This is a genomic window from Flavobacterium sp. (assembly GCF_041911335.1).
Taxonomy (GTDB): domain Bacteria; phylum Bacteroidota; class Bacteroidia; order Flavobacteriales; family Flavobacteriaceae; genus Flavobacterium.
The window spans coordinates 18,233-39,279 of sequence record NZ_JAYRPD010000030.1; the positions used below are offsets into that span (position 1 = coordinate 18,233).

The 21,047-nt window shown below is 33.2% G+C and carries 22 protein-coding genes; 13 read left to right on the forward strand and 9 right to left on the reverse strand.

Features of this window, described 5'->3' with window-relative positions:
• Positions 1-112: 112 nt before the first annotated feature.
• The 8 genes from ACE3PD_RS03720 (at position 113) to ACE3PD_RS03755 (ending at position 8,453) form a co-directional block, all read left to right on the forward strand.
• Positions 113-1,273: a homogentisate 1,2-dioxygenase gene (locus ACE3PD_RS03720; RefSeq protein ID WP_374399645.1), complete on the forward strand. Its 1,161-nt coding sequence runs from the start codon at positions 113-115 to the stop codon at positions 1,271-1,273.
• Between the two features lie 53 nt (positions 1,274-1,326).
• On the forward strand, positions 1,327-2,490 hold the full coding sequence (hppD, locus tag ACE3PD_RS03725; protein ID WP_374399647.1) for a 4-hydroxyphenylpyruvate dioxygenase: 1,164 nt from the start codon (positions 1,327-1,329) through the stop codon (positions 2,488-2,490).
• 287 nt (positions 2,491-2,777) lie between these two features.
• The gene (locus ACE3PD_RS03730; RefSeq protein WP_374399648.1) at positions 2,778-3,554 is read left to right on the forward strand and encodes a DUF3108 domain-containing protein; all 777 of its coding nucleotides are present in this window, start codon (positions 2,778-2,780) and stop codon (positions 3,552-3,554) included.
• Complete coding sequence (locus ACE3PD_RS03735) at positions 3,554-4,480, forward strand: tryptophan 2,3-dioxygenase family protein (protein WP_374399650.1); 927 nt, start codon at positions 3,554-3,556, stop codon at positions 4,478-4,480. The genes ACE3PD_RS03730 and ACE3PD_RS03735 overlap by 1 nt, the downstream gene beginning before the upstream one ends.
• Positions 4,481-4,506: 26 nt before the next feature.
• Positions 4,507-5,745, forward strand: coding sequence for a peptidoglycan DD-metalloendopeptidase family protein (locus ACE3PD_RS03740; RefSeq protein ID WP_374399652.1), 1,239 nt, complete (start codon positions 4,507-4,509; stop codon positions 5,743-5,745).
• Complete coding sequence (gene pgi / locus ACE3PD_RS03745; protein WP_374399654.1) at positions 5,745-7,382, forward strand: glucose-6-phosphate isomerase; 1,638 nt, start codon at positions 5,745-5,747, stop codon at positions 7,380-7,382. The genes ACE3PD_RS03740 and pgi overlap by 1 nt, the downstream gene beginning before the upstream one ends.
• 99 nt (positions 7,383-7,481) lie before the next feature.
• Complete coding sequence (locus tag ACE3PD_RS03750; RefSeq protein ID WP_374399656.1) at positions 7,482-7,907, forward strand: hypothetical protein; 426 nt, start codon at positions 7,482-7,484, stop codon at positions 7,905-7,907.
• A gap of 45 nt (positions 7,908-7,952) precedes the next feature.
• A complete protein-coding gene (locus ACE3PD_RS03755; RefSeq protein WP_374399658.1) occupies positions 7,953-8,453 on the forward strand; it encodes a septal ring lytic transglycosylase RlpA family protein in 501 nt (166 codons plus the stop codon).
• Here ACE3PD_RS03755 and ACE3PD_RS03760 read toward each other — a convergent pair whose 3' ends face one another.
• Positions 8,454-8,885 carry a YciI family protein gene (locus ACE3PD_RS03760; protein ID WP_374399660.1) on the reverse strand — a complete coding sequence of 144 codons (432 nt, stop codon included), beginning with the start codon at positions 8,883-8,885 and terminating at the stop codon, positions 8,454-8,456. It abuts the gene before it with no gap.
• A 1-nt stretch (position 8,886) separates the two neighbouring features.
• Positions 8,887-9,354: a CYTH domain-containing protein gene (locus ACE3PD_RS03765; protein ID WP_374399662.1), complete on the reverse strand. Its 468-nt coding sequence runs from the start codon at positions 9,352-9,354 to the stop codon at positions 8,887-8,889.
• Between the two features lie 78 nt (positions 9,355-9,432).
• Between ACE3PD_RS03765 and ACE3PD_RS03770 the strand changes: the two genes are divergently transcribed.
• Both ACE3PD_RS03770 and dinB read left to right on the forward strand, forming a co-directional pair.
• Entirely contained in the window at positions 9,433-11,463 is a 2,031-nt protein-coding gene (locus tag ACE3PD_RS03770; protein WP_374399664.1) for a recombinase, read from the forward strand.
• Positions 11,464-11,466: 3 nt separating this feature from the next.
• Positions 11,467-12,564 (forward strand): DNA polymerase IV, encoded by a 1,098-nt coding sequence (gene dinB / locus ACE3PD_RS03775; protein ID WP_374399666.1) that lies wholly within the window; start codon positions 11,467-11,469, stop codon positions 12,562-12,564.
• 115 nt (positions 12,565-12,679) lie between these two features.
• Here the strand turns inward: dinB and ACE3PD_RS03780 are convergent, their stop codons facing one another.
• Together ACE3PD_RS03780 and ACE3PD_RS03785 are read right to left on the reverse strand one after the other, a co-directional pair.
• Entirely contained in the window at positions 12,680-13,267 is a 588-nt protein-coding gene (locus ACE3PD_RS03780) for a hypothetical protein (protein ID WP_374399669.1), read from the reverse strand.
• Between the two features lie 2 nt (positions 13,268-13,269).
• Positions 13,270-14,529, reverse strand: a complete 1,260-nt coding sequence (locus tag ACE3PD_RS03785; protein ID WP_374399671.1) for a hypothetical protein — start codon at positions 14,527-14,529, stop codon at positions 13,270-13,272.
• A gap of 243 nt (positions 14,530-14,772) precedes the next feature.
• Here ACE3PD_RS03785 and ACE3PD_RS03790 point away from each other — a divergent pair, with 243 nt between their 5' ends.
• Complete coding sequence (locus ACE3PD_RS03790) at positions 14,773-15,288, forward strand: PAS domain-containing protein (RefSeq protein ID WP_374399673.1); 516 nt, start codon at positions 14,773-14,775, stop codon at positions 15,286-15,288.
• Positions 15,289-15,362: 74 nt separating this feature from the next.
• Here the strand turns inward: ACE3PD_RS03790 and pyk are convergent, their stop codons facing one another.
• The 5 genes from pyk to ACE3PD_RS03815 form a co-directional block, all read right to left on the reverse strand.
• The gene (gene pyk, locus ACE3PD_RS03795) at positions 15,363-16,793 is read right to left on the reverse strand and encodes a pyruvate kinase (protein ID WP_374399675.1); all 1,431 of its coding nucleotides are present in this window, start codon (positions 16,791-16,793) and stop codon (positions 15,363-15,365) included.
• A gap of 5 nt (positions 16,794-16,798) precedes the next feature.
• The gene (locus ACE3PD_RS03800; protein WP_194093877.1) at positions 16,799-17,272 is read right to left on the reverse strand and encodes an IPExxxVDY family protein; all 474 of its coding nucleotides are present in this window, start codon (positions 17,270-17,272) and stop codon (positions 16,799-16,801) included.
• A 103-nt stretch (positions 17,273-17,375) separates the two neighbouring features.
• Positions 17,376-18,119: a ribonuclease III gene (rnc, locus tag ACE3PD_RS03805; RefSeq protein ID WP_374399677.1), complete on the reverse strand. Its 744-nt coding sequence runs from the start codon at positions 18,117-18,119 to the stop codon at positions 17,376-17,378.
• Between the two features lie 2 nt (positions 18,120-18,121).
• On the reverse strand, positions 18,122-19,375 hold the full coding sequence (gene fabF / locus ACE3PD_RS03810) for a beta-ketoacyl-ACP synthase II (RefSeq protein WP_374399679.1): 1,254 nt from the start codon (positions 19,373-19,375) through the stop codon (positions 18,122-18,124).
• A 178-nt stretch (positions 19,376-19,553) separates the two neighbouring features.
• Positions 19,554-19,790 (reverse strand): acyl carrier protein, encoded by a 237-nt coding sequence (locus ACE3PD_RS03815; RefSeq protein ID WP_002988156.1) that lies wholly within the window; start codon positions 19,788-19,790, stop codon positions 19,554-19,556.
• A 173-nt stretch (positions 19,791-19,963) separates the two neighbouring features.
• On the opposite strand from ACE3PD_RS03815, the gene purN reads away from it, so the two are divergent.
• Both purN and rnhA read left to right on the forward strand, forming a co-directional pair.
• Positions 19,964-20,527, forward strand: coding sequence for a phosphoribosylglycinamide formyltransferase (gene purN / locus ACE3PD_RS03820; RefSeq protein WP_374399682.1), 564 nt, complete (start codon positions 19,964-19,966; stop codon positions 20,525-20,527).
• An 11-nt stretch (positions 20,528-20,538) separates the two neighbouring features.
• On the forward strand, positions 20,539-21,018 hold the full coding sequence (rnhA, locus tag ACE3PD_RS03825) for a ribonuclease HI (RefSeq protein ID WP_374399685.1): 480 nt from the start codon (positions 20,539-20,541) through the stop codon (positions 21,016-21,018).
• The last annotated feature ends 29 nt before the right edge of the window (positions 21,019-21,047 follow it).

Genomic DNA, 21,047 nt, shown 5'->3' on the forward strand with positions numbered 1-21,047 from the left:
TTTAAAGTTCCTCATCAAGAGAAATCCTGAGTGAGCAAAACTTCTTTTTTGATTTACAGCTAGATTTATAATCTTGCTTTAAGCTATTTTAGAACTTTTAATAAAAGAAAAAATGCCAATATATCACAAACTAGGGAATATCCCTCACAAACGTCATATACAATTCCGTAAACCAAACGGTGATTTGTATTATGAGCAGTTGTTCGGAACGGTTGGTTTTGATGGAATGTCTACCAATTCATATCACGAGCAAAGACCAACTCAGGTTAAAGAAATCAGAAGACAATACAGTGTTGCGCCAAAAATTGCTAAATCAAATAACATTCAGTCTTATAAACTAAGAGGATTTGAGATTGAGCCACAAGATGATTTTTTAGAAAGTAGAAAAATTGTTTTGACGAATTCGGATTGTCACATTGTTTTGGCTGCACCAAGAAAATCAACAACGGATTATTTTTATAAAAATACCGATTCAGATGAAGTAATTTTCATCCACAAAGGAACAGGAAAACTAAGAACCATGTTAGGGAATTTAGATTTCAAATATGGCGATTACTTAGTAGTTCCAAGAGGAATGATTTATAAAATGGATTTCGATACCGAAGACAATCGTTTGTTTATTGTTGAATCTCATTCGCCAGTTTATACGCCAAAACAATACAGAAATTGGTTTGGTCAATTGTTAGAACATTCGCCATTTTGCGAAAGAGATATTCGTCGTCCAGAAGAATTAGAAACCTATAATGAAAAAGGAGATTTCGTAATTAAAGTAAAGAAAAAAGACGAAATTTTCGAAATGGTTTATGCTTCACATCCGTTTGATGTAATTGGATACGACGGATTTAATTATCCATATGCGTTTTCAATTCACGATTTCGAACCAATTACAGGTAGAATTCATTTGCCACCACCAATTCACCAAACGTTTGAAACAAATGCTTTCGTAATTTGTTCGTTTGTACCAAGGTTATACGATTATCACCCATTGTCAATTCCTGCTCCATATAACCACAGTAATATTGATGCTGATGAGGTATTGTATTATGTAGATGGCGATTTTATGAGCAGAAATGATGTGAAACCAGGAAATATTTCTTTACATCCTGCCGGAATTCCTCACGGACCGCACCCAGGAGCGGCAGAAAGAAGTATTGGTAAAAAAGAAACGTTAGAATTAGCGGTAATGGTAGATACTTTCAAACCTTTAATGGTTACGGAAGATGCTATGGGTATTGCAGATGAGACGTATTATCAATCTTGGTTAGAAGAATAAAAAATTAAAAACAACTTTTTGGTAAATAGTACCATTTTTAAAATATTAGAATTATGTCACAAGAAATAAAATCAGTAGAATACGGATTAGAAAAAATATTTGAAGGAGCACAAGACTTCTTACCTTTAATGGGAACAGATTACGTAGAATTTTACGTAGGAAACGCAAAACAAGCAGCACATTTTTATAAAACAGCTTTCGGATTTCAATCATTAGCCTATGCAGGATTAGAGACTGGAGTTAAAGACAAGGCGTCTTACGTTTTAAAACAAGACAAAATCCGTTTGGTATTAACTACCGCTTTAAATAGCGATTCTCCAATTGGAGAACACGTTAAAAAACACGGTGATGGAGTTAAGGTAATCGCTCTTTGGGTAGAAGATGCACGTCAGTCTTACGAAGAAACAACTAAGCGTGGTGCAAAATCTTACTTTGAACCAGTAGTTGAAAAAGATGAAAATGGAGAAGTAGTTCGTGCGGGTATTTATGGTGCTTACGGAGAAACTGTTTTCGTTTTTGTAGAACGCAAAAATTACAACGGAATCTTTTTGCCAGGCTATAGCGAATGGAAATCAGATTATAACCCAACTCCAGTAGGATTAAAATATATCGACCACATGGTAGGTAATACGGGTTGGAACAGAATGAATGAAGCTGTAAAATGGTTTGAAGGCGTTATGGGATTTGTAAATTTCCTTTCATTCGATGACAAACAAATTACTACAGAATATTCTGCTTTAATGTCTAAAGTAATGTCTAACGGTAATGGAAGAATTAAATTCCCTATCAACGAACCAGCAGAAGGAAAAAAACGTTCTCAAATTGAAGAATATTTAGACTTTTATGAAGGCGAAGGAGTGCAGCACATTGCTGTGGCAACTGATGATATCATTTCAACCGTAGCTGAAATGCGTTCTAGAGGAATCGAGTTTTTAAGTACGCCACCTCAAGCATATTATGATGCAATTCCTGAAAGATTGAAAGATCATATGTCTAAATTTAAAGAAGATATTAATGAACTTCAAAAATTAGGTATCATGATTGATGCTGACGAGGAAGGTTATTTGTTGCAAATTTTTACCAAGCCAGTTGAAGATCGTCCAACGCTTTTCTTCGAAATTATTCAAAGAATGGGTGCTCGTGGTTTTGGTGCTGGTAACTTTAAAGCCCTTTTTGAGTCAATTGAACGTGAGCAAGAATTGCGAGGTACATTATAAAACAAACATTTTATTAACAAATCTTTAAATTATAACGTTGTAGTAATGTGTTTTTTGATAAAAAAATGTTAAAGTTGAAATTTAACTAAGAAAAATTTAAAAACATATATACCTTTGCACTCGCAAAACAGGGAGGTAGTTAGCCTTGTTTTGAAAGTAAATTTTCATAATTTATAGTTTTTTGGTTGGTTAATAGCATAAAAACTCAGTCATATTTTTGACTGGGTTTTTTTGTTTTAGTATTTTTGGAACAGAAATTGCATTTTCATTTCTAAAAATGATATACCATGAAAAAAATTGTTTTACTACTTATTCTTTTTGTTACCACAAATTCATTTGTAGAACAAGAAAATGCATACACTACTGGAGAATGGTTTAAACTCCGAATTCATTATGGTTTAGTTAATGCGGGTTATGCTTCTTTGGAAATTAAAGAAGCGGTAAGAAACAATAAAAAAGTACATCATGTTGTAGGAAAGGGTTGGACTGTAGGTATGACCAAATTCTTCTTCAAAGTTGATGACAACTACGAAAGTTATTTTGACAAACAAACCGGAAAACCTTATCAATTTGTTAGAAAAATTGATGAAGGCGGCTATACTAAAAATCAAGAAGGATTTTTTAATCAAGAGAAAAACACGGTTTTAGTCAAAGATTATAAACACAAAACCGAGAAAACATTTTCAGTTCCAGAAGATGTTCAAGATATTGTGTCTTCATTTTATTATTTGAGAAATCATCCGAAAATTGACAAGTTAAAAGTAGGTGAGTCGATTGCAATTGACATGTTTTTTGATGATGAAACCACAAAGTTTAAGTTAAAATTTGTTGGTAGAGAAGATATAAAAACTAAATTTGGAAAAGTTTCATGTATGGTTTTCAGACCTTACGTGCAAGCTGGAAGAGTTTTTAAAGAGGAAGAAAGTTTAACCGTTTGGATTTCAGACGATGACAATAAAATTCCAATCCGTTTAAAGGCGAGTTTGGCTGTTGGTTCTTTAAAGGCCGACTTAGAAGCTTTTAAAGGGTTAAAACATTCATTTAAAGTTAAAGTAGAAAAATAATGGAAGTAACTCCTAAAATTCAGGAACAATTAGATCAACTTCATGAAAAATTTGAAGCGATAAATCAAAATACATCAACTCATTTAGAAGGGTTACTTTGGGCAAAACCCATTACGTATTGGGATTATATCCAAACAGATGCACTTTTGAGTCTTCAAACGCAACGTACCACTTTGCCAGATGAAATGGTGTTTGTAATGTATCATCAAGTAAACGAATTGTTGTTCAAGATGATTCTTTGGGAAATGAACCAATTGTGTCATAACGAAAAACCAACGACTGATTATTTTACTGAAAAATTAGGAAGAATCAGTCGTTATTTCGATATGCTAACCACTTCTTTCGATATTATGAAAGATGGAATGGAGCCTGAACAATATCTAAAATTCAGAAATACATTAACGCCAGCGAGTGGTTTCCAATCGGCACAATATCGTTTAATTGAATTCAGTTCTACGGATTTAATTAATTTAATTGATAACCGTTTTAGAGCTACCATCGATAGAAATACACCATACGAACACGCTTTTGAACATTTGTATTGGCAAGCTGCAGGTAAAGATTATCATACAGGTGAAAAATCATATTTAATTCTAGAATTCGAAAGAAAATATAAAAAAATGTTCTTAGATTGGATGGAAGAATACAACACGATTAACTTGTGGAGAAAATTCAAACAGTTACCAGAAGCCGATCAACAAAACCCTGAATTAGTAGCAGCGATGCGTCATTACGATAAAACGGTTAATATTACTTGGGTAATGGGCCACTTTAACGCAGCAAAAAAATACATCGAAAGTGTACCAGGTAATCACGAAGCTACAGGTGGAAGTGACTGGAAAAAATACATGTTACCAAAATACCAAAAAAGAATATTCTTCCCTGAATTATGGACGAAAGAAGAATTAGATAACTGGGGAGAATAACCGCATAGCGCATAAAACAAAAAACATTGAGATATTTAGTATTAGCCATTTTATTTGTTACTTTTTTTACCGCTTGTAATTCAAAAGAAGAATCAGAAAAAACAAAAAAAGCAGTAGTAAAAAAAGAACCTATCATAAAAGAATACGGATTTACCTTTAACGACTTCAAAGTAGTTAGAGATACAATTCGTTCAGGCGATACTTTTGGTAAACTTTTAGAAAAATATCCATTAAAAGATAGTTTACGAGTTCATGATGTTACCGAAAAAGTAAAAGACTCTTTCAATGTAAGAAGAATTAAAGCAGGTAAACCTTACATCATGTTTCTCGACAAGAAAAAGCCTAACACGCTTCAAGCTTTAGTTTATATCGAAGATAGAATTAGCTATACTGTTGTTGATTTCAGAGATTCAATCGCAGTTTTCAATAAAAAGAAACCCACTACTTTAAAGAGAAGAGTAGTAGCAGCAGAAATCGAAGGTTCGTTATCCGAAACTTTAAGCAAAGCTGGTGTAAGCGCAGGTTTAGCCAATAAATTAGCCAATATTTACGCTTATACTGTCGATTTCTTTAAAATTCAAAAGGGAGATAAGTTTGCTGTTACGATAAACGAACGCTATATTGACGATTCTATTTATGTTGGAGTTGAAAGTATTGAAGCTTCTTATTTTGAGCATAAAGGCAAGAAAATCTTCGCTTTTCCATATAAATTATCCGAAAATCAGAAATATGAAGATTTTTATGACGAAAACGGAAAAGGTTTAAAAAGTATGTTCTTAAAAGCGCCTTTAGATTATTTCAGAATCTCATCGCGTTTTTCTGGAAGACGTTTTCATCCCGTGCAAATGCGTTTCAAAGCGCACAATGGAACCGATTACGCAGCACCTCACGGAACACCAATTAAAACAACAGCTTCAGGCGTTGTAGAACGAACTGGTTATACAGCGGGTAATGGAAATTTTGTAAAAGTTCGTCATAGTTCAACATATTCTACGCAATATTTGCACATGTCTAAAATTTTGGTTCGAAACGGACAACGCGTTACGCAAGGACAAGTAATAGGTAAAGTAGGAAGCACAGGTTTGGCAACCGGACCACATGTTTGTTATCGTTTTTGGAAAAATGGCGTACAAGTAGATCCGCTTAGGCTGAAATTGCCAAATGCCGAACCGATGAATGAATCACATAAACAAAAGTATTTAGCACATATTGCTCCTTTAAAGAAAGAATTGGATAGTATAACTGCAGTAAAATTTAAACAATAATGGCACTACCAAAAGTAAATCCGTCACAAACTGCCGCATGGCAGCAAATACAATCACATTTTGAGAAAATGCAAGCAACTTCAATGAAAGATTTGTTTGTGTCTGATGCAAATAGAGCTGAGAAATTTCACATACAATGGAATAATTTTTTAGTTGATTATTCTAAAAATATCGTAAGTAAAGAAACATTAGATTTGTTATTAAATTTAGCCAACGAAGTTGAATTAAAACAAGCGATTTCAAGTTACTTCCAAGGCGATTTAATCAATCAAACTGAAAATAGAGCCGTTTTACACACCGCTTTACGTGCGAAAGAATCAGCAAATATTTTAGTTGATGGCGCTAACGTAATGCCAGAAGTATATTCGGTAAAAAATAAAATCAAAAACTTCTCAAACGAAGTTATCTCAGGAAATAAAAAAGGATTTACAGGAAAACCATTTACTGATATTGTAAATATTGGAATTGGCGGTTCTGATTTAGGTCCAGCCATGATAGTAGAAGCCTTACAATTCTATAAAAATCATTTAAACGTTCATTTTGTTTCCAATGTAGATGGCGATCACGTTAATGAAGTAATCAAAAAATTAAATCCAGAAACGACTTTATTTGTTGTAGTTTCTAAAACCTTCACTACGCAAGAAACCTTATCCAATGCTGAAACAATCAGAAGTTGGTTCTTACAATCGGCTTCACAAGACGATGTGGCGAAGCATTTCGTAGCGGTTTCAACCAACATTCAAAAAGTAACTGAATTCGGAATTAATCCTGATAACGTTTTCCCAATGTGGGATTGGGTTGGAGGTCGTTTTTCGTTATGGAGCGCGGTAGGTTTATCTGTTAGTTTATCAGTTGGATTTGATAATTTTGACAAGTTATTGAAAGGTGCCAACGAAATGGATGAACATTTCAAAAACGAGTCTTTCGACAAAAATATTCCGGTAATTTTAGCTTTATTAAGCATTTGGTACAACAACTTTTTTGGTGCCGAAAGCGAAGCTTTAATTCCATACACCCAATATTTACAGAAATTAGCACCATACTTGCAACAAGGCATTATGGAAAGCAACGGAAAAAGTATTGGTAGAGATGGAAAACCAGTAAATTATCAAACGGGAACTATTATTTGGGGCGAACCTGGAACAAATTCGCAACATGCTTTTTTCCAATTGATTCATCAAGGAACCAAATTAATTCCAACAGATTTCATCGGATTCAAACAATCACTTTACGGAAACAAAGACCATCACGACAAATTAATGTCGAATTTCTTTGCGCAAACCGAAGCTTTATTGATGGGTAAAACCGAAGCGCAAGTAAAAGCAGAATTCGAGAAACAAGGAGTTTTAGGCGAAAAGGCCGATTTTCTATTACCTTTCAAAGTGTTTTCGGGAAATAAACCTACGAATACCATTCTTATTAATAAATTAACGCCAGAGTCATTAGGTGCTTTGGTGGCAATGTACGAACACAAAATTTTCGTGCAAGGTATTATTTGGAACATCTTTAGTTATGACCAATGGGGCGTGGAATTAGGCAAACAATTAGCGAATTCTATTTTAGATGAAATCGAGTCGAAAGAAGTGAAAAATCACGATAGTTCCACTTCGTTTTTGTTAAAAGCGTATTTGAAATAAGTTTTTGAAATACATGATATAAAAACCTCTTATTCATTTTTTTGGGTAAGAGGTTTTTTAATTTCCTATATTTGTAATTCACTTTAAAAAAAATTAGGTATGTACGAAACTATTCAATCCGTTCACTCTATCTTAGCTTATGCCGCTTTAGGGCTTTTAGTATTAGCTTCAATTAATGCCATTTTTGGATTAACCTCTAAAAAATTATTCACTGATAAAGATTTACGCTTGTCTTTATTCACCCTAATCATCTGCCACATTCAATTGTTAGTAGGTTTGATTTTGTATTTTGTTTCTCCATTAGGTTCTGCTCAATTAGGAAACATGAAAGACGCTGCTATGCGTTTAACTTCGTTAGAACATCCATTAATTAATATTATTGCTTTAGTATTGATAACAATTGGTTGGTCAAAACACAAAAAAGAAGAAAGTAACAACGGAAAATTCAAAAAGATTGCCGTTTTCTATACATTAGGTTTAATATTAATCTTATCAAGACTTCCTTGGGCTAATTGGTTCAATTAGTCTTTGGTACAATCTTTGGTAATAAGTTAACAAAATAAATAAGTTATGAAGAAAAATATCTTAATAATAGCATTTGTATTACTTGTTACTGCATTGGTAAGCTTTTCTAACGATACAAAATCTGGTTTTGTTAGAAAAGCCTCTTTATATGATACCGCTAAGAAAAAAGATTCCCTTCAACTTTTAGATTCGATAAAAAAATCAGACTCAATTCGAGTAGCCGTTTCTATAGCCAATCTAAAAACTAAACTATACAAGAAAAACGTTGAAGCTTCGCATTATTCTGATAAATTAAACGGAAGAAGAACCGCAAGCGGACAAGTTTTTAGCAACAAAAAATATACGGCTGCGCATAGAACACTAAAATTTGGTACCAAAGTAAAAGTCACCAATTTAGCGAATAAAAAAAGCGTTATCGTAACCATCAACGATAGAGGACCGCACACGCGAGGAAGAGAAATCGATTTGGCAAAAAGACCATTTTTAGATATTTCACACAACAACGGACGCTCACTTTTACGTGTGAGTTTAGAAATCGTAGAGTAATTATTTCAATTTACTTCCTTTTGAAGCCCACCAAGGCACGGTTTCCACAACTAATCTTCCTGCTTTTACCGCTGGGTCAAGATTAGCCAAACTATCTGCTTCTTTCATAGTTTCGGTATTGAAAAGTAAAAATCCTGAAATCGTTTCATGTTTATCAGACGGACCAGCAATGCTTATTTTATTGGTTTTTGCTAACCAATTGATATGTTCCATGTGTTTTTTCTGAATTTCTGCAGCTTCTTCCTTCGAATGTTCGCGATTAGGACCTTTTTTTAGCATCACCAAAAAATATTTCTGCATCACATACGTAGTATCGCCTTCTTTGTAGCTAAAGGTTTCGTGATTGGTTTTCGGTTTGTCAGGATAAATTACGGTATTTGAACCGCAAGAAAACAATAAAATTGTTGCCAATATTCCAAAAAGTGCTTTCATTTTACCAAGATTTAAAAGGATTATTACTCAAGTAAGCATTGTAATAACGTTCGTCAGAAGTGACTTCTTTTCCTAACCAATTTGGTTTTTCAAAAGATTCATTTTCTGATTTTAGTTCAATTTCAGCTACTATTAAACCTTCGTTTTCGCCTGAAAAAACATCAACTTCATAAGTATGTTTTCCCAAAGGTACTTCGTAGCGAATTTTATCAATAGCGCCTTTTTCACAAAGTGGCAATAAGGCTTCAGCTTCTGAAATGGAGATTTCTTTTTCCCACTCAAAACGACTCATGCCCGATTCGTTTCCTTTGCCTTTTATGGTTAAAAAACCTTTGTCACCTTTGATTCTAACTCTAACGGTTCGCACGGGATTCGAATTCAAATAGCCTTGTACAATTCTAAACTGAGTCCTACTTTCCGAGATAAAATCGGTTCCTATAACCAAAAATTTGCGCTCTATTTCTGTCAAAATTTAATATTTATTTAGGCTTCTAAATTACTAAAAAATACTTTCTCTTTGTATCTTTACGATTCTATGACCAAAATTATGAATTTATTTACAAGCAAAAATCATCTTTCTCCCGACGAAATTCTTAAGAAATACTTTAACGAATTACAGTTGTGGCGCAACGAAGAAAACGAAATTGATATTTTAGTTCAATTGGTTAACGCTATCCGTCCAAGAAATCCAAAAAAACCAGAACAAATAAGCCTTTTTCCTATTATCGAATTTTTTACAAATAACGATAAGGAACGAATCAACTTTGTAGCGTATTTGCAAACGGTTTTACAAAGCAAAAATTTCGACGCCATCTTAACCGATGCTGGAATTCTTCAAGATACCGATTTCTTCTACGAAGTTAAAAAGCGTGTTTTTGCTAAAATTTTACCCTATCAAGCGCCAAAAAACACCTTACAATATGTTTTAAATCAGGTTTTTTATGTAGATTCTGATCCAGTTTGGATAAATAAAATTCCGATTGCTGAATTAGAAATCCTTTTTGAATTATTTCATTTCGAAACAATTTATGAATCGGTTGCAGTTAATTCTCCTTTGTATGAAGTGATGCAAGCTATCAATTTGTTATCGCAACGCACCAGCGGAAAAGCATTGGAAACCGAAGTAATGAAAATGGTGCCTGAATATGCCGATTTAGAAAGTCCATTTGCCGCTTTTGAAAAAGAGTTATATTCAATTGAGAATACCATTCGCAATAAAGAATCGGAATTTTACACGACTTCATCTGACATCAATTACAAGCAGTTGCTGGTGTTGTATAAACAATGTAACGAATTTGTCGAGAAAGCCTTTCAAAACTCCTCTAAATACGGAATTTCGCTACGTGTGAATCAAAACTTGTTGCGCATCAAACAACAATTGTATCGCGTTGGCGTTTTAATGCCTCTTTTGGTAGTCGATAAACCCGAAGATAAAAAAGCAAAATCGATTGAATTAGCGATAAAACTCATCAAATACAATTGCTTAAAAACTAACGTAAGAAAATTATTTAACGAAAGTACACAATTGTTATCGTATGAAATCACGCAACACACCGCAAAAACAGGCGAACACTACATTACCGAATCCAAAACGGAGTATTTCAAAATGTTGTATGCCGCTTTGGGTGGTGGATTGATTGTAGGATTTTTGTGTATCTTTAAAATTATGCTTTCCAAAGCTGATAGCAGTTACTTTGGACAGGCATTTTTGTATAGCATGAATTACTCGTTTGGCTTTATTACGATTTACGTTTTAGGATTTACTTTAGCAACAAAACAACCCGCAATGACTGCCGCTGCTTTAATCAATGCTCTTGAAGACGGTTTAAAAAAGCAAGCCAACGGTGATGGAGAAAAGCATAAAAGTTTTGCCATTTTATTCGCTCGATTGTTTCGTTCGCAGTTTATTGCCTTTGTGGGAAATGTTGTGATGGCTTTTCCAGTTGCGTTTTTAGGAATTTGGTTAATTGATTTAGCATTCGATTACAATATTGCCGAAACCAAATGGGAAAAATTAGTTACCGATTTAAGTCCAATACATTCTATGGCGATTTTTCATGCCGCTATTGCTGGATTTTTCTTGTTTTTGTCCGGAATTATCTCGGGAAGTATTGCAAATCGCGACAAGCATTTTGATGTTTATTACCGAATCAAAGAACATCCGTTGCTAAAATTGAATTTCGGAAAAGCGAAAGCCGAAAAAATCTCGAAATGGTACGAACGCTATTGGGCAGGAATTATTTCCAACTTTTGGTTCGGAGTTTTCTTAGGAAGTACGGCTTCGGTTGGATTATTTTTAGGATTAAATTTAGATATTCGACACATTACATTTGCCAGTGGAAACTTGGCCTTAGCTATTTACGGTGCCGATTATATGGTAAATAACGTGATGTTGTTTTGGGGTATTTTAGGCATCGGAATTATTGGTTTTGTGAACTTTATTGTGAGTTTTAGTTTGTCGCTCGGATTGGCGTTTCGTTCGCGCAATATTCCGTTGACCGAGTTACGCCCGATTATTACTTCGATAAAGCAACATTTCTTTAGAAAACCGATGAGTTTCTTTTTTCCTACCGAATAATTTATGAGCGAACACTACCGAAAAATAATTCACGTAGACATGGATGCGTTTTATGCATCGGTAGAGCAAATGGATAATCCAGAGTTGAAAGGAAAGCCTTTGGCAGTTGGTGGAAGCGAAGTTCGCGGTGTAGTTTCAGCGGCAAGTTACGAAGCTAGAAAATTTGGAGTTCGAAGTGCGATTAGTGGCATTCAAGCGAAGAAATTGTGTCCCGATTTAATTTTTGTGCGACCAAGATTTGACCGTTACAAAGAGATTTCCAAAAAAATCAGAAAAATATTCCATGATTATACCGATTTAGTTGAACCGTTATCGCTCGATGAAGCCTATTTAGATGTTACCGAAAATAAAAAAGGTAATCCCAGCGCGACATTAATTGCTCAAGAAATCAGAAAGCGCATTTTTGAAGAAGTTGGACTTACGGCTTCGGCAGGAATTTCAGTAAATAAATTCGTAGCCAAAATTGCTTCTGATTACAATAAACCTAACGGACAAAAAACGGTGAACCCAGATGAAGTAGAAGCGTTTTTAGAAAAGTTAGATATTAAAAAGTTTTATGGCGTTGGAAAAGTAACGGCTGAAAAAATGTATCAATTGGGTATTTTTACGGGTTATGATTTAAAGCAAAAACCGTTAGAGTATTTAGAGAAACACTTTGGGAACAGCGGTTTTCATTATTACCAAATTTGTCGTGGCATTCACAACAGCGAGGTTAAACCAAATCGTAAGATAAAATCCGTTGGTGCGGAACGTACTTTTGGCGAAAATTTATCCTCAGAAATTTTCATGGAAGAACGTTTGCAAAGCATTGCCAAAGAATTAGAAAAACGCCTCCAAAAAAGCAAAATCTCAGGAAAAACCATCACCCTAAAAATAAAATACTCCGATTTCTCCTTACAAACCAGAAGCAAAACGTTGCCTTATTTCGTAAGCGACAAAAACATCATTTTAGACGTTGCCAAAGATTTACTCTACCAAGAACGCCTAAGAAACTCCGTAAGATTACTAGGAATTTCCATCCACAACCTAAACAACGAAGAAAAAACAAAAACCGATTTACCGCAAAAAAGCGTTTCGGTACAATTGAAGTTTGAGTTTTAAGTGAAGAAAATTTTAATAAAAAGTGTAGAAAAACCGAAATAATCTGTTAATTGTTTGATTTATATTAGCTAAAGAAATGATTATGAGATTTAGATTATTCCCTTCATAAACAATTTTAAACCAAAATTAAAGTGTCGTTTTCAATTTGAACAGAATTTTTGGCTCTTAAAATTATATTATGTTTAGTTTTCAAGTTTAATAGATAACTTGGTGTTAAGGCAAAATTTGCAAATGGTTCACTTTGTTTTGGCAAAGAAGCAATTAAATAACAAATGTTTTCATTTTTATTGAAAACCTTAGATTGTATGTAATGATATCTAGTCTTAAACAATTGTTTAATTGCTTTTTTTAAGTTCTTTCTGTTATTTAAGGGATTAATACCATATTTTAATTCTAAAAACAATATCCATGAGTTGATATTTGAAGGATTTGGAAAAGTAACAGTTTCGCATTGAGACTTACTTGCACCATTTGAATAAACAAAACTATTATTATTAAAAACAATACTTTCAAGGTTTACCTTATTAGGATTTAAAATGCTAAAATAATCATTGTCTATGCATGGATTTGGTGTGTAAATTTCAACACTTCTCTTAATAGGTAGAGTTTTCGTTAGTTCAGTATAGTCTGCTATAAATATACTATTGTCTGAATTTATGAAAAAATGATTTGGATGATTTGAAATTATTTTAGTTTTAATCACAATTATATATAATTTAACATTAAATAAAAATCATCCATTACCTCTTTCATTTTTTCATCAAAAAAATTATCACCTATTAACCCATTTTCTTGTTGAATTGAATTTAAATATCCATTCTTTAATTCATAAATACTTACATCTTTTGGATTTATCATAGATTCAATACAACTAGGTTTTTTTGTAGCATTTTCTAAATTAATTTTAGTTATAAATGAAAGCATACTATTGTTAATAGCGTATAAAACATAAGGACTATGAGTTGTTAAAGTCAAGCTATGATCTAAATCAGAATTTAAACATTTTAACAAATTGTAAACTAACTCTTTCTGAGTTGAAGGGAATAAATTTTGTTCTGGTTCTTCAATAATAAGATTAGTTCTATGTGTATTAAATAGATTATTTCTAACTCTTCTATAATAACTAAAATACTTCATAACAACTTCTTCGTTTTCAGATATTTTCTTGTTAAGTTCTCTTATTTTTTCTTTTCTTTCTTCTCCAGTGTAATCTTTTCCATAATATTTTTTTATTACAAACTCTGAAATAATTAATTGCATTACTTTAGCCTTAACTTCGTCTAATTCATATGAGGAATTATTTTCTTGATTGTAAATGTTATTTATTAAGTTGTCGACCATCAATAATAAAGGTGTTACTGAATGTATTCCGCTTGAAGCTTGAGATAATAAAATATCATATTTTTCGGAGTATATGTGACTTTCTTTATTTTCCTCAGAATAATAAAAACTTACACCAATATCTAAAATTGAAAATTTATTTTCGACAGTATAGTTTTTTCTTGTATCAAACCAATCAAACAAAAAACTTTTTAAATAATTATTTGGTAATTCTACTTTTTCCATTTCTGGTAAAATAACAATGCTTCTTTCAGAAGGGATATAAGATATTTTGCATCTTTGATAATCAAATCTTGTAGGTAACCAGTTTATTTCTACTTTTTTATTTTTAAAAATAATAGATACAGAATCTCCAAAATACTCTATTTCGCTATTAGATTGAAAATAACCTTTCATTTTATGAAAAGTTTCTAATTTATCTAAAAAATGTTTTTTATCATCAATATATTTTTGGAAAGATTGATGAAATGAGATATCTTTCTCAACCCAATTACAGAAACTTAAAATCTTTGCAATAGTACTTTTTCCACTGCTTTGTTGTCCCATAAAAACGTTTACTTTGTTTATAAACAAATCAACTTCTTTTATTGGGCCAACATTTTTTATAATAAGTTTTTTTCTCATTAGACTTTAAAATTTTATACAAAAATACAAAATAAAAACTGAATATTTGAGGGTTTAAGAATGTTGTGAGTTTTAATAAAACTTTTATAATAAGATAGCAAAAATTGCTTGACAAAACCAATATTTTTCAGTCTAGTACGGAGGTTTTTTCATTCCATTTCCCCACTTAAACAAGCGTTAAAGTTGTCTTTTCTAGCTTGTTGCTTCATTTTTATTTATAGTTTTAACGCAAATTACAAGGGTATGGAATTCAAAGTTTACGATGCTGCGTTTGCAAAACAGTATGAAAATGGCGCTATAAAAGCAATGCCGTTAGTGTCTTGGGATATTTATTCTCAGTTTTTATTACAAACCAATGTGTTGCTTCACGATGTAAATTCATTACATCAAATAGCTAATAAAAACAATTGGAAATCAGTTTGGGATTATAAAGAAAGTTTACAAGAAGAAACCGTTATTGTGGTTACAGATGCGCAATTAAAAATTGTTTTCGCTAGCAAAAACATCAAAAAAATGAACGGTTACGAAGCACAAGAAGTTATTGGAAACTCACCAAAAATGTTTCAAGGTCCAAAGACAGATTCTAATATAAGTTTCGAAATCAGACAAGCCATTTTAAACAAAGTTCCGTTTGAGAAAAACGTAATCAATTATTGCAAAGATGGTTCGTTATACAAATGTCACATCAAAGGGTTTCCTGTTTTTAACGATAAAGGAGTAGTAACTAATTTTATCGCATTTGAAAAAATAGCGGCTTAAAACGAATATATACAACAAACAAAAAGGAGTGCTAGTAATGTAGCACTCCTTTTTTTATAATTGTAAAGCAAAGCTTATTCTATTTCAGAAACACGCATCGTGTTTACCATTCCTTTTGCTACGATAGGCATTGCGGCTAAGTTGACCACCATATCGCCTTTTTTCACGTATTTCTTTTCTTTACAAATCGTGTTGATGTCGTCGATGGTGTCATCTGTACTTACTAATTTGTCGTAAAAGTACGCTCTAACACCCCACAACAAGTTCAATTGCGTTAAAATACGTTTGTTAGATGTAAACACTAAAATATGCGATTTTGGTCGCCAAGCCGAAATTTGGAATGCCGTATAACCAGAATTCGTTAACGTTGTAATCGCTTTCGCATTAATGGTATCCGCCATTTGTGAAGCGTGATAACAAATTGATTTGGTAATGTAGCGACTATTTTTAACCATTGGTTGCGAAATAGGCACTTTAATTAATGGCGAATCTTCCACACTTTCAATAATACGTGTCATCGTTTCAATTACTTCCACAGGATAATTTCCTACTGAAGTTTCTCCAGATAACATTACAGCATCAGCTCCGTCCATTACTGAGTTTGCTACGTCGTTTACTTCAGCACGTGTTGGAGTTAAAGATGTAATCATTGTTTCCATCATTTGTGTTGCCACAATTACTGGAATACGAGCTGTTTTTGCTCTGTGAATTAATTTTTTCTGAATCAAGGGCACTTCTTCAGCTGGAACTTCTACACCTAGATCACCACGAGCTACCATCAATCCATCGCAAAATGCTACGATTTTATCAATGTTTTCAACCGCTTCAGGTTTTTCAATTTTCGCAATAATTGGAATTTTATGATCGGAATGTTCTGCAATTAAATCTTGTAAATCTTCTAAATCTTTTGGAGTTCTCACGAACGATAAAGCAATCCAATCCACATCGTTTTCGATAGCGAATTTAGCATCGCGAATGTCTTTTTCTGTTAAAGCAGGAAGTGAAACTTTTGTGTTTGGTAAATTCACTCCTTTTTTCGATTTCAAAGGACCACCTTGAACCACTACAGCTTCAACTTCAGTGTTTTTATCGGTTTTAGTTACTTCGAAAATTAATTTTCCGTCGTCTAATAAGATTCGTTCTCCTGGATTTACGTCTTTTGGAAACTCTTTGTAGTTCATGTAAACACGCTCTGCCGTTCCTAAGATGTCTTCTGCAGTAGTAAAGGTAATTTTATCGCCTTTGCTTACTACTACGTCTTCTTTCATTACGCCTACACGTAATTTCGGGCCTTGTAAATCGGCTAAGATAGAAGTAGTATAACCAAACTCGTCGTTCAGTTCTCTAATCATATCAATTCTGGCACTAACATCGGTATAATCAGCGTGCGAAAAGTTAATTCGGAAGACATTAACTCCAGCATCCACCATATTTTTAAGCACTTCTTTTGTACTACAGGCAGGACCTAGCGTAGCTACAATTTTAGTTTTTTTGTTTGTCGGCATTTTAATTAAAAAATTAAATTATTTTTTGATTTTAAGTTTGTTGTATCAACGGAATAAGCAGTGGTTACATTTTTGATTTTCAATATGGTATCGATGATTTCATCAGCATCAAAGCCATAATCGATATTTTCAATTTTAATCAAATAATCTGCTTTTTTATATTCTGGAAGTAAAAAAACGGTGATGTCAACTTGTTCAAAAAGCGAACTCGTTTGTTTGTTCGAATTGATAATCGTGGTTTTATTTTCGATTAAGGTCCAAATTACATCGTTCTTTTCATCATCAAAAGCGAAATTTTCAAAAGCGCTTTTTCCTTCTGGAATGGCGATTTCTATGTAGTTATCATTTTTTTGTAACTGCAATCCCAATTCCTTGTTTAAGCAATACGCTAATTTGTAATCTTCTAAAGATGAATGAATGGCGATTAACTCATAATCATCTGAAATAAAATCGTTTATTTGAATTTTATGAATGGCCATTTTCCAAAATTAAGTCGTAAATATAAGGCTAAAAATCGTTAAAAACTACCTGTTTGGCAGTTCTTAACGATAATTTATAAACTCAAACGTTTGAGTAGTGGAATTATTTTTTCGAAATTTTTTCTTGAAAGACAAAATAGGCTCTTTGGGCTGCTTTTTCTTCTGCTTTTTTCTTAGAAGTAGCTCTAGCTTTAGCGATAATTTTGTTGTTAATCGACAATTTTACGCTGAAATATTTTTGTCCTTCTTGTCCGTTATCTTCGATGAAATCAAAGGCGAATGGTACTTTTTCTTTTTGACACCATTCGATAATTAAACTTTTGTAACTGATGACTTTACCTTCTAATTTGGCAATGTCAACATATTGTTTAATGATTTTATTTTGGATGAATTTTTCGCAATAGGTAAAGCCTTTGTCTAAGTAAATAGCACCAATAAATGCTTCAAATAAATTACCATGAATGTTTTCGCCAAACTGACTCGAATTGACTTTACTTTCTACAAATTGCAGCAAGTTGAAATCACGACCTAGTTCATTCAAATGCTCTCTACTAACGATTTTCGAACGCATTTTTGTTAAATAGCCTTCATCGCCCGAAGGAACTTCGTTGTACAAATGAGCTGCGATAACACTTCCCAACATGGCATCACCAAGAAATTCTAAACGCTCATAATTAAAAGGATTTCCTTTTTCATCCAATTTATTAGCTGAGCGATGGGTGAATGCTTTTTTGTAATATTTTAATTCTTTGGGTTGAAAACCAAGGATTTTCGTAATTTTTTCAAAAAAAATCCCGTCTTCTTGAGAACGGGAGTTTTTTCGTATTTTACTAAATAAACGACGCATGTTTAGTTCTCAAATTTTTTGAATAAAACACAAGCGTTATGGCCACCAAAACCAAAAGTATTACTCATAGCTACTTTAATTTCGCGTTTTTGCGCTTTATTTAAAGTTAAGTTTAACGATGGATCAATGTTTTCGTCTACCGTGGTATGGTTAATCGTTGGAGGTACAATTCCGTTTTGCATTGCCAAGATAGAAGCAATAGCTTCAATAGCACCAGCAGCACCCAATAAGTGACCTGTCATCGATTTAGTTGAGTTAATATTGATGTTTTTAGCATGTTCACCAAAAACGGCTTTGATTGCTTTTAACTCAGCAACATCTCCAAGAGGTGTTGATGTTCCGTGAGTATTGATATGGTCTACATCTTCTGGTTTCATTCCAGCATCACGTAAACAGTTTTCCATTACGGCAATAACTCCAATTCCTTCTGGATGTGGAGCAGTTAAGTGGTAAGCATCAGAAGATAAACCACCACCACCTACTTCACAGTAGATTTTAGCACCACGCGCAATCGCATGTTCGTACTCTTCTAATACTAAAGCACCAGCACCTTCACCTAAAACAAATCCATCACGAGTAGCATCAAATGGTCTTGAAGCTGTTTCTGGACTTTCATTTCTAGTTGATAAAGCTTGCATAGAGTTAAATCCGCCCATACCTGCAATAGTTACCGCTGCTTCTGAACCACCAGAAACAATAACATCACACATTCCTAAACGGATGTAGTTGAAGGCATCTACTAAAGCATTTGCTGAAGAAGCACATGCAGATACCGTGGTGTAGTTTGGTCCCATGAACCCATTTCGCATCGAAATGTGTCCAGGAGCAATATCTGCAATCATTTTTGGAATAAAGAATGGATTAAAACGCGGTGTTCCATCACCAGCTGCATAATTCATTACTTCGTCTTGGAACGTTTGTAAACCTCCAATACCTGCTCCCCAAATAACTCCAACTCTATGTTTGTTTACATTTTCTAAGGAAATACCAGCATCTTTGATGGCTTCATCACTTGCAACAATAGCATATTGAGCAAACTTATCCATTCTGCGAACCTCTTTTTTGTCGATAAAATCTTCTACATTGAAGTTTTTAATCTCACAAGCAAATTTGGTTTTATGCTTTTCAGTATCGTAATAAGTAATAGGGGCAGCGCCACTTTTTCCGTTCACAAGACCGTCCCAATATTCTTGAAGAGTATTTCCGATAGGGGTTAATGCTCCAAGACCTGTTACAACAACACGCTTTAATTGCATATTCTAATTTTTAAAAAATCGTTTAAACAAATAATACCCGTGTATTCTTTAATTATTAGGTGTAAAGAGACAAGGGTATTTCAATATATTGTGATTGAAATTCAATCAAAAATAGTCTAATTTTCTTTAAAATAATAAAAACCCGTATGCTAAAATAAGCACACGGGTAATTTATTTATTATTTTTTAGCTTCTTCGATGTAAGAAATAGCTTGACCTACAGTAGCAATGTTTTCAGCTTGGTCGTCTGGAATTTGAATATCAAATTCTTTTTCGAACTCCATAATTAGCTCAACAGTGTCTAATGAATCAGCTCCTAAATCGTTTGTGAAGCTAGCTTCTGCTACAACTTCGTTTTCGTCAACGCCTAATTTGTCTACGATAATCGCTTTTACTCTTGATGCAATGTCTGACATAATCTTTAATTTTTAATTTAATTTGTTGGCAAAAATAAAAAACTTTATTTTAAAACCACCTTTTTGTTACTAAATGTGACTACGAAAATAAAAAAAAATATTCACAAAGGCTTCTTTTTTTTATTTTTTACCAATTATTATTCTTTTTTTTGTGGATAGAAATTTATACTAAAATGGAGAATATTGTGCTTTTTGCTTCCGGAAATGGTTCTAATGCAGAAGAAATAATTAAGTTTTTTAAAAATAGCGAAATTGGAAAAGTAGTTGCCATTTTTTCTAATAAACCAGAAGCCAAAGTGTTAGATCGCGCAAAAAATCATAACATTCCTTCAGTGGTTTTTAATAAAATGCAATTAAATGAAGGTTTTGTGTTGGAACAATTGCACCAATTTCAACCTGATTTAATCGTTTTAGCTGGATTTCTTCTAAAATTTCCCGAGTCAATATTAAAGGAATATCCAAAAGTAATCAATATTCATCCTGCGTTGTTGCCAAAATATGGCGGAAATGGTATGTATGGCATGAATGTGCATCAAGCTGTTTTAGAAAATAATGAAAAAGAAACCGGAATCACCATTCATTATGTAAACGAACATTACGATGAAGGCGAATTCATTTTTCAAAAAGCAGTCAATATCGAAGATTGCAAAACAGCGGAAGAAATTGCGCATAAAATCCATGAATTAGAACATCAGTATTTTCCTGAGGTAATTGGAAAGCTAATCACTAATTACTAATCACTTTTTACTTGAGTCACGAAGTCCACATATACACAGACGGCGCTGCCAAGGGAAATCCCGGACCGGCTGGCTATGGCGTGGTCATGGAAATGGTGGGAACGCCTTATAAAAAAGAATTTTACGAAGGTTTTCGATTGTCGACCAATAATCGAATGGAATTGTTGGCGGTAATCGTTGGTTTAGAGAAATTAAAAAAACCAAAAACCAAAGTGTTAGTCGTTTCCGATTCTAAATATGTGGTGGATGCTGTGGAAAAACGTTGGGTGTTTCAGTGGGAAAAGATCAACTTCAAAGCCAAGAAAAATCCAGATTTGTGGATGCGTTTCTTAAAAGTATATCGAAAACACCAAGTCGATTTTCAATGGATTAAAGGACACAACAATCATCCTCAAAACGAACGTTGCGATCAATTAGCGGTTATGGCATCCCAACTAGAAAAATTATCAATAGACGAATTTTACGAAAGGGAAGAAGGGAAGTTGTTGTAGTGTATTAACTTTTAAACACATAAACTTTT

Excerpts from the sequence above, each read along its gene's own strand:
- pyk (WP_374399675.1), bottom strand. The coding sequence starts at position 16,793 with ATGCCGACAAACAAAAAAACTAAAATTGTAGCTACGCTAGGTCCTGCC.
- ACE3PD_RS03800 (WP_194093877.1), bottom strand. The coding sequence starts at position 17,272 with ATGGCCATTCATAAAATTCAAATAAACGATTTTATTTCAGATGATTAT.
- dinB (WP_374399666.1), top strand. The coding sequence starts at position 11,467 with ATGAGCGAACACTACCGAAAAATAATTCACGTAGACATGGATGCGTTT.
- ACE3PD_RS03720 (WP_374399645.1), top strand. The coding sequence starts at position 113 with ATGCCAATATATCACAAACTAGGGAATATCCCTCACAAACGTCATATA.
- ACE3PD_RS03760 (WP_374399660.1), bottom strand. The coding sequence starts at position 8,885 with ATGAAAGCACTTTTTGGAATATTGGCAACAATTTTATTGTTTTCTTGC.
- fabF (WP_374399679.1), bottom strand. The coding sequence starts at position 19,375 with ATGCAATTAAAGCGTGTTGTTGTAACAGGTCTTGGAGCATTAACCCCT.
- ACE3PD_RS03785 (WP_374399671.1), bottom strand. The coding sequence starts at position 14,529 with ATGAGAAAAAAACTTATTATAAAAAATGTTGGCCCAATAAAAGAAGTT.
- ACE3PD_RS03770 (WP_374399664.1), top strand. The coding sequence starts at position 9,433 with ATGAATTTATTTACAAGCAAAAATCATCTTTCTCCCGACGAAATTCTT.
- purN (WP_374399682.1), top strand. The coding sequence starts at position 19,964 with ATGGAGAATATTGTGCTTTTTGCTTCCGGAAATGGTTCTAATGCAGAA.
- pgi (WP_374399654.1), top strand. The coding sequence starts at position 5,745 with ATGGCACTACCAAAAGTAAATCCGTCACAAACTGCCGCATGGCAGCAA.
- ACE3PD_RS03790 (WP_374399673.1), top strand. The coding sequence starts at position 14,773 with ATGGAATTCAAAGTTTACGATGCTGCGTTTGCAAAACAGTATGAAAAT.
- ACE3PD_RS03815 (WP_002988156.1), bottom strand. The coding sequence starts at position 19,790 with ATGTCAGACATTGCATCAAGAGTAAAAGCGATTATCGTAGACAAATTA.
- ACE3PD_RS03735 (WP_374399650.1), top strand. The coding sequence starts at position 3,554 with ATGGAAGTAACTCCTAAAATTCAGGAACAATTAGATCAACTTCATGAA.
- rnc (WP_374399677.1), bottom strand. The coding sequence starts at position 18,119 with ATGCGTCGTTTATTTAGTAAAATACGAAAAAACTCCCGTTCTCAAGAA.
- ACE3PD_RS03750 (WP_374399656.1), top strand. The coding sequence starts at position 7,482 with ATGTACGAAACTATTCAATCCGTTCACTCTATCTTAGCTTATGCCGCT.
- ACE3PD_RS03730 (WP_374399648.1), top strand. The coding sequence starts at position 2,778 with ATGAAAAAAATTGTTTTACTACTTATTCTTTTTGTTACCACAAATTCA.
- hppD (WP_374399647.1), top strand. The coding sequence starts at position 1,327 with ATGTCACAAGAAATAAAATCAGTAGAATACGGATTAGAAAAAATATTT.
- ACE3PD_RS03755 (WP_374399658.1), top strand. The coding sequence starts at position 7,953 with ATGAAGAAAAATATCTTAATAATAGCATTTGTATTACTTGTTACTGCA.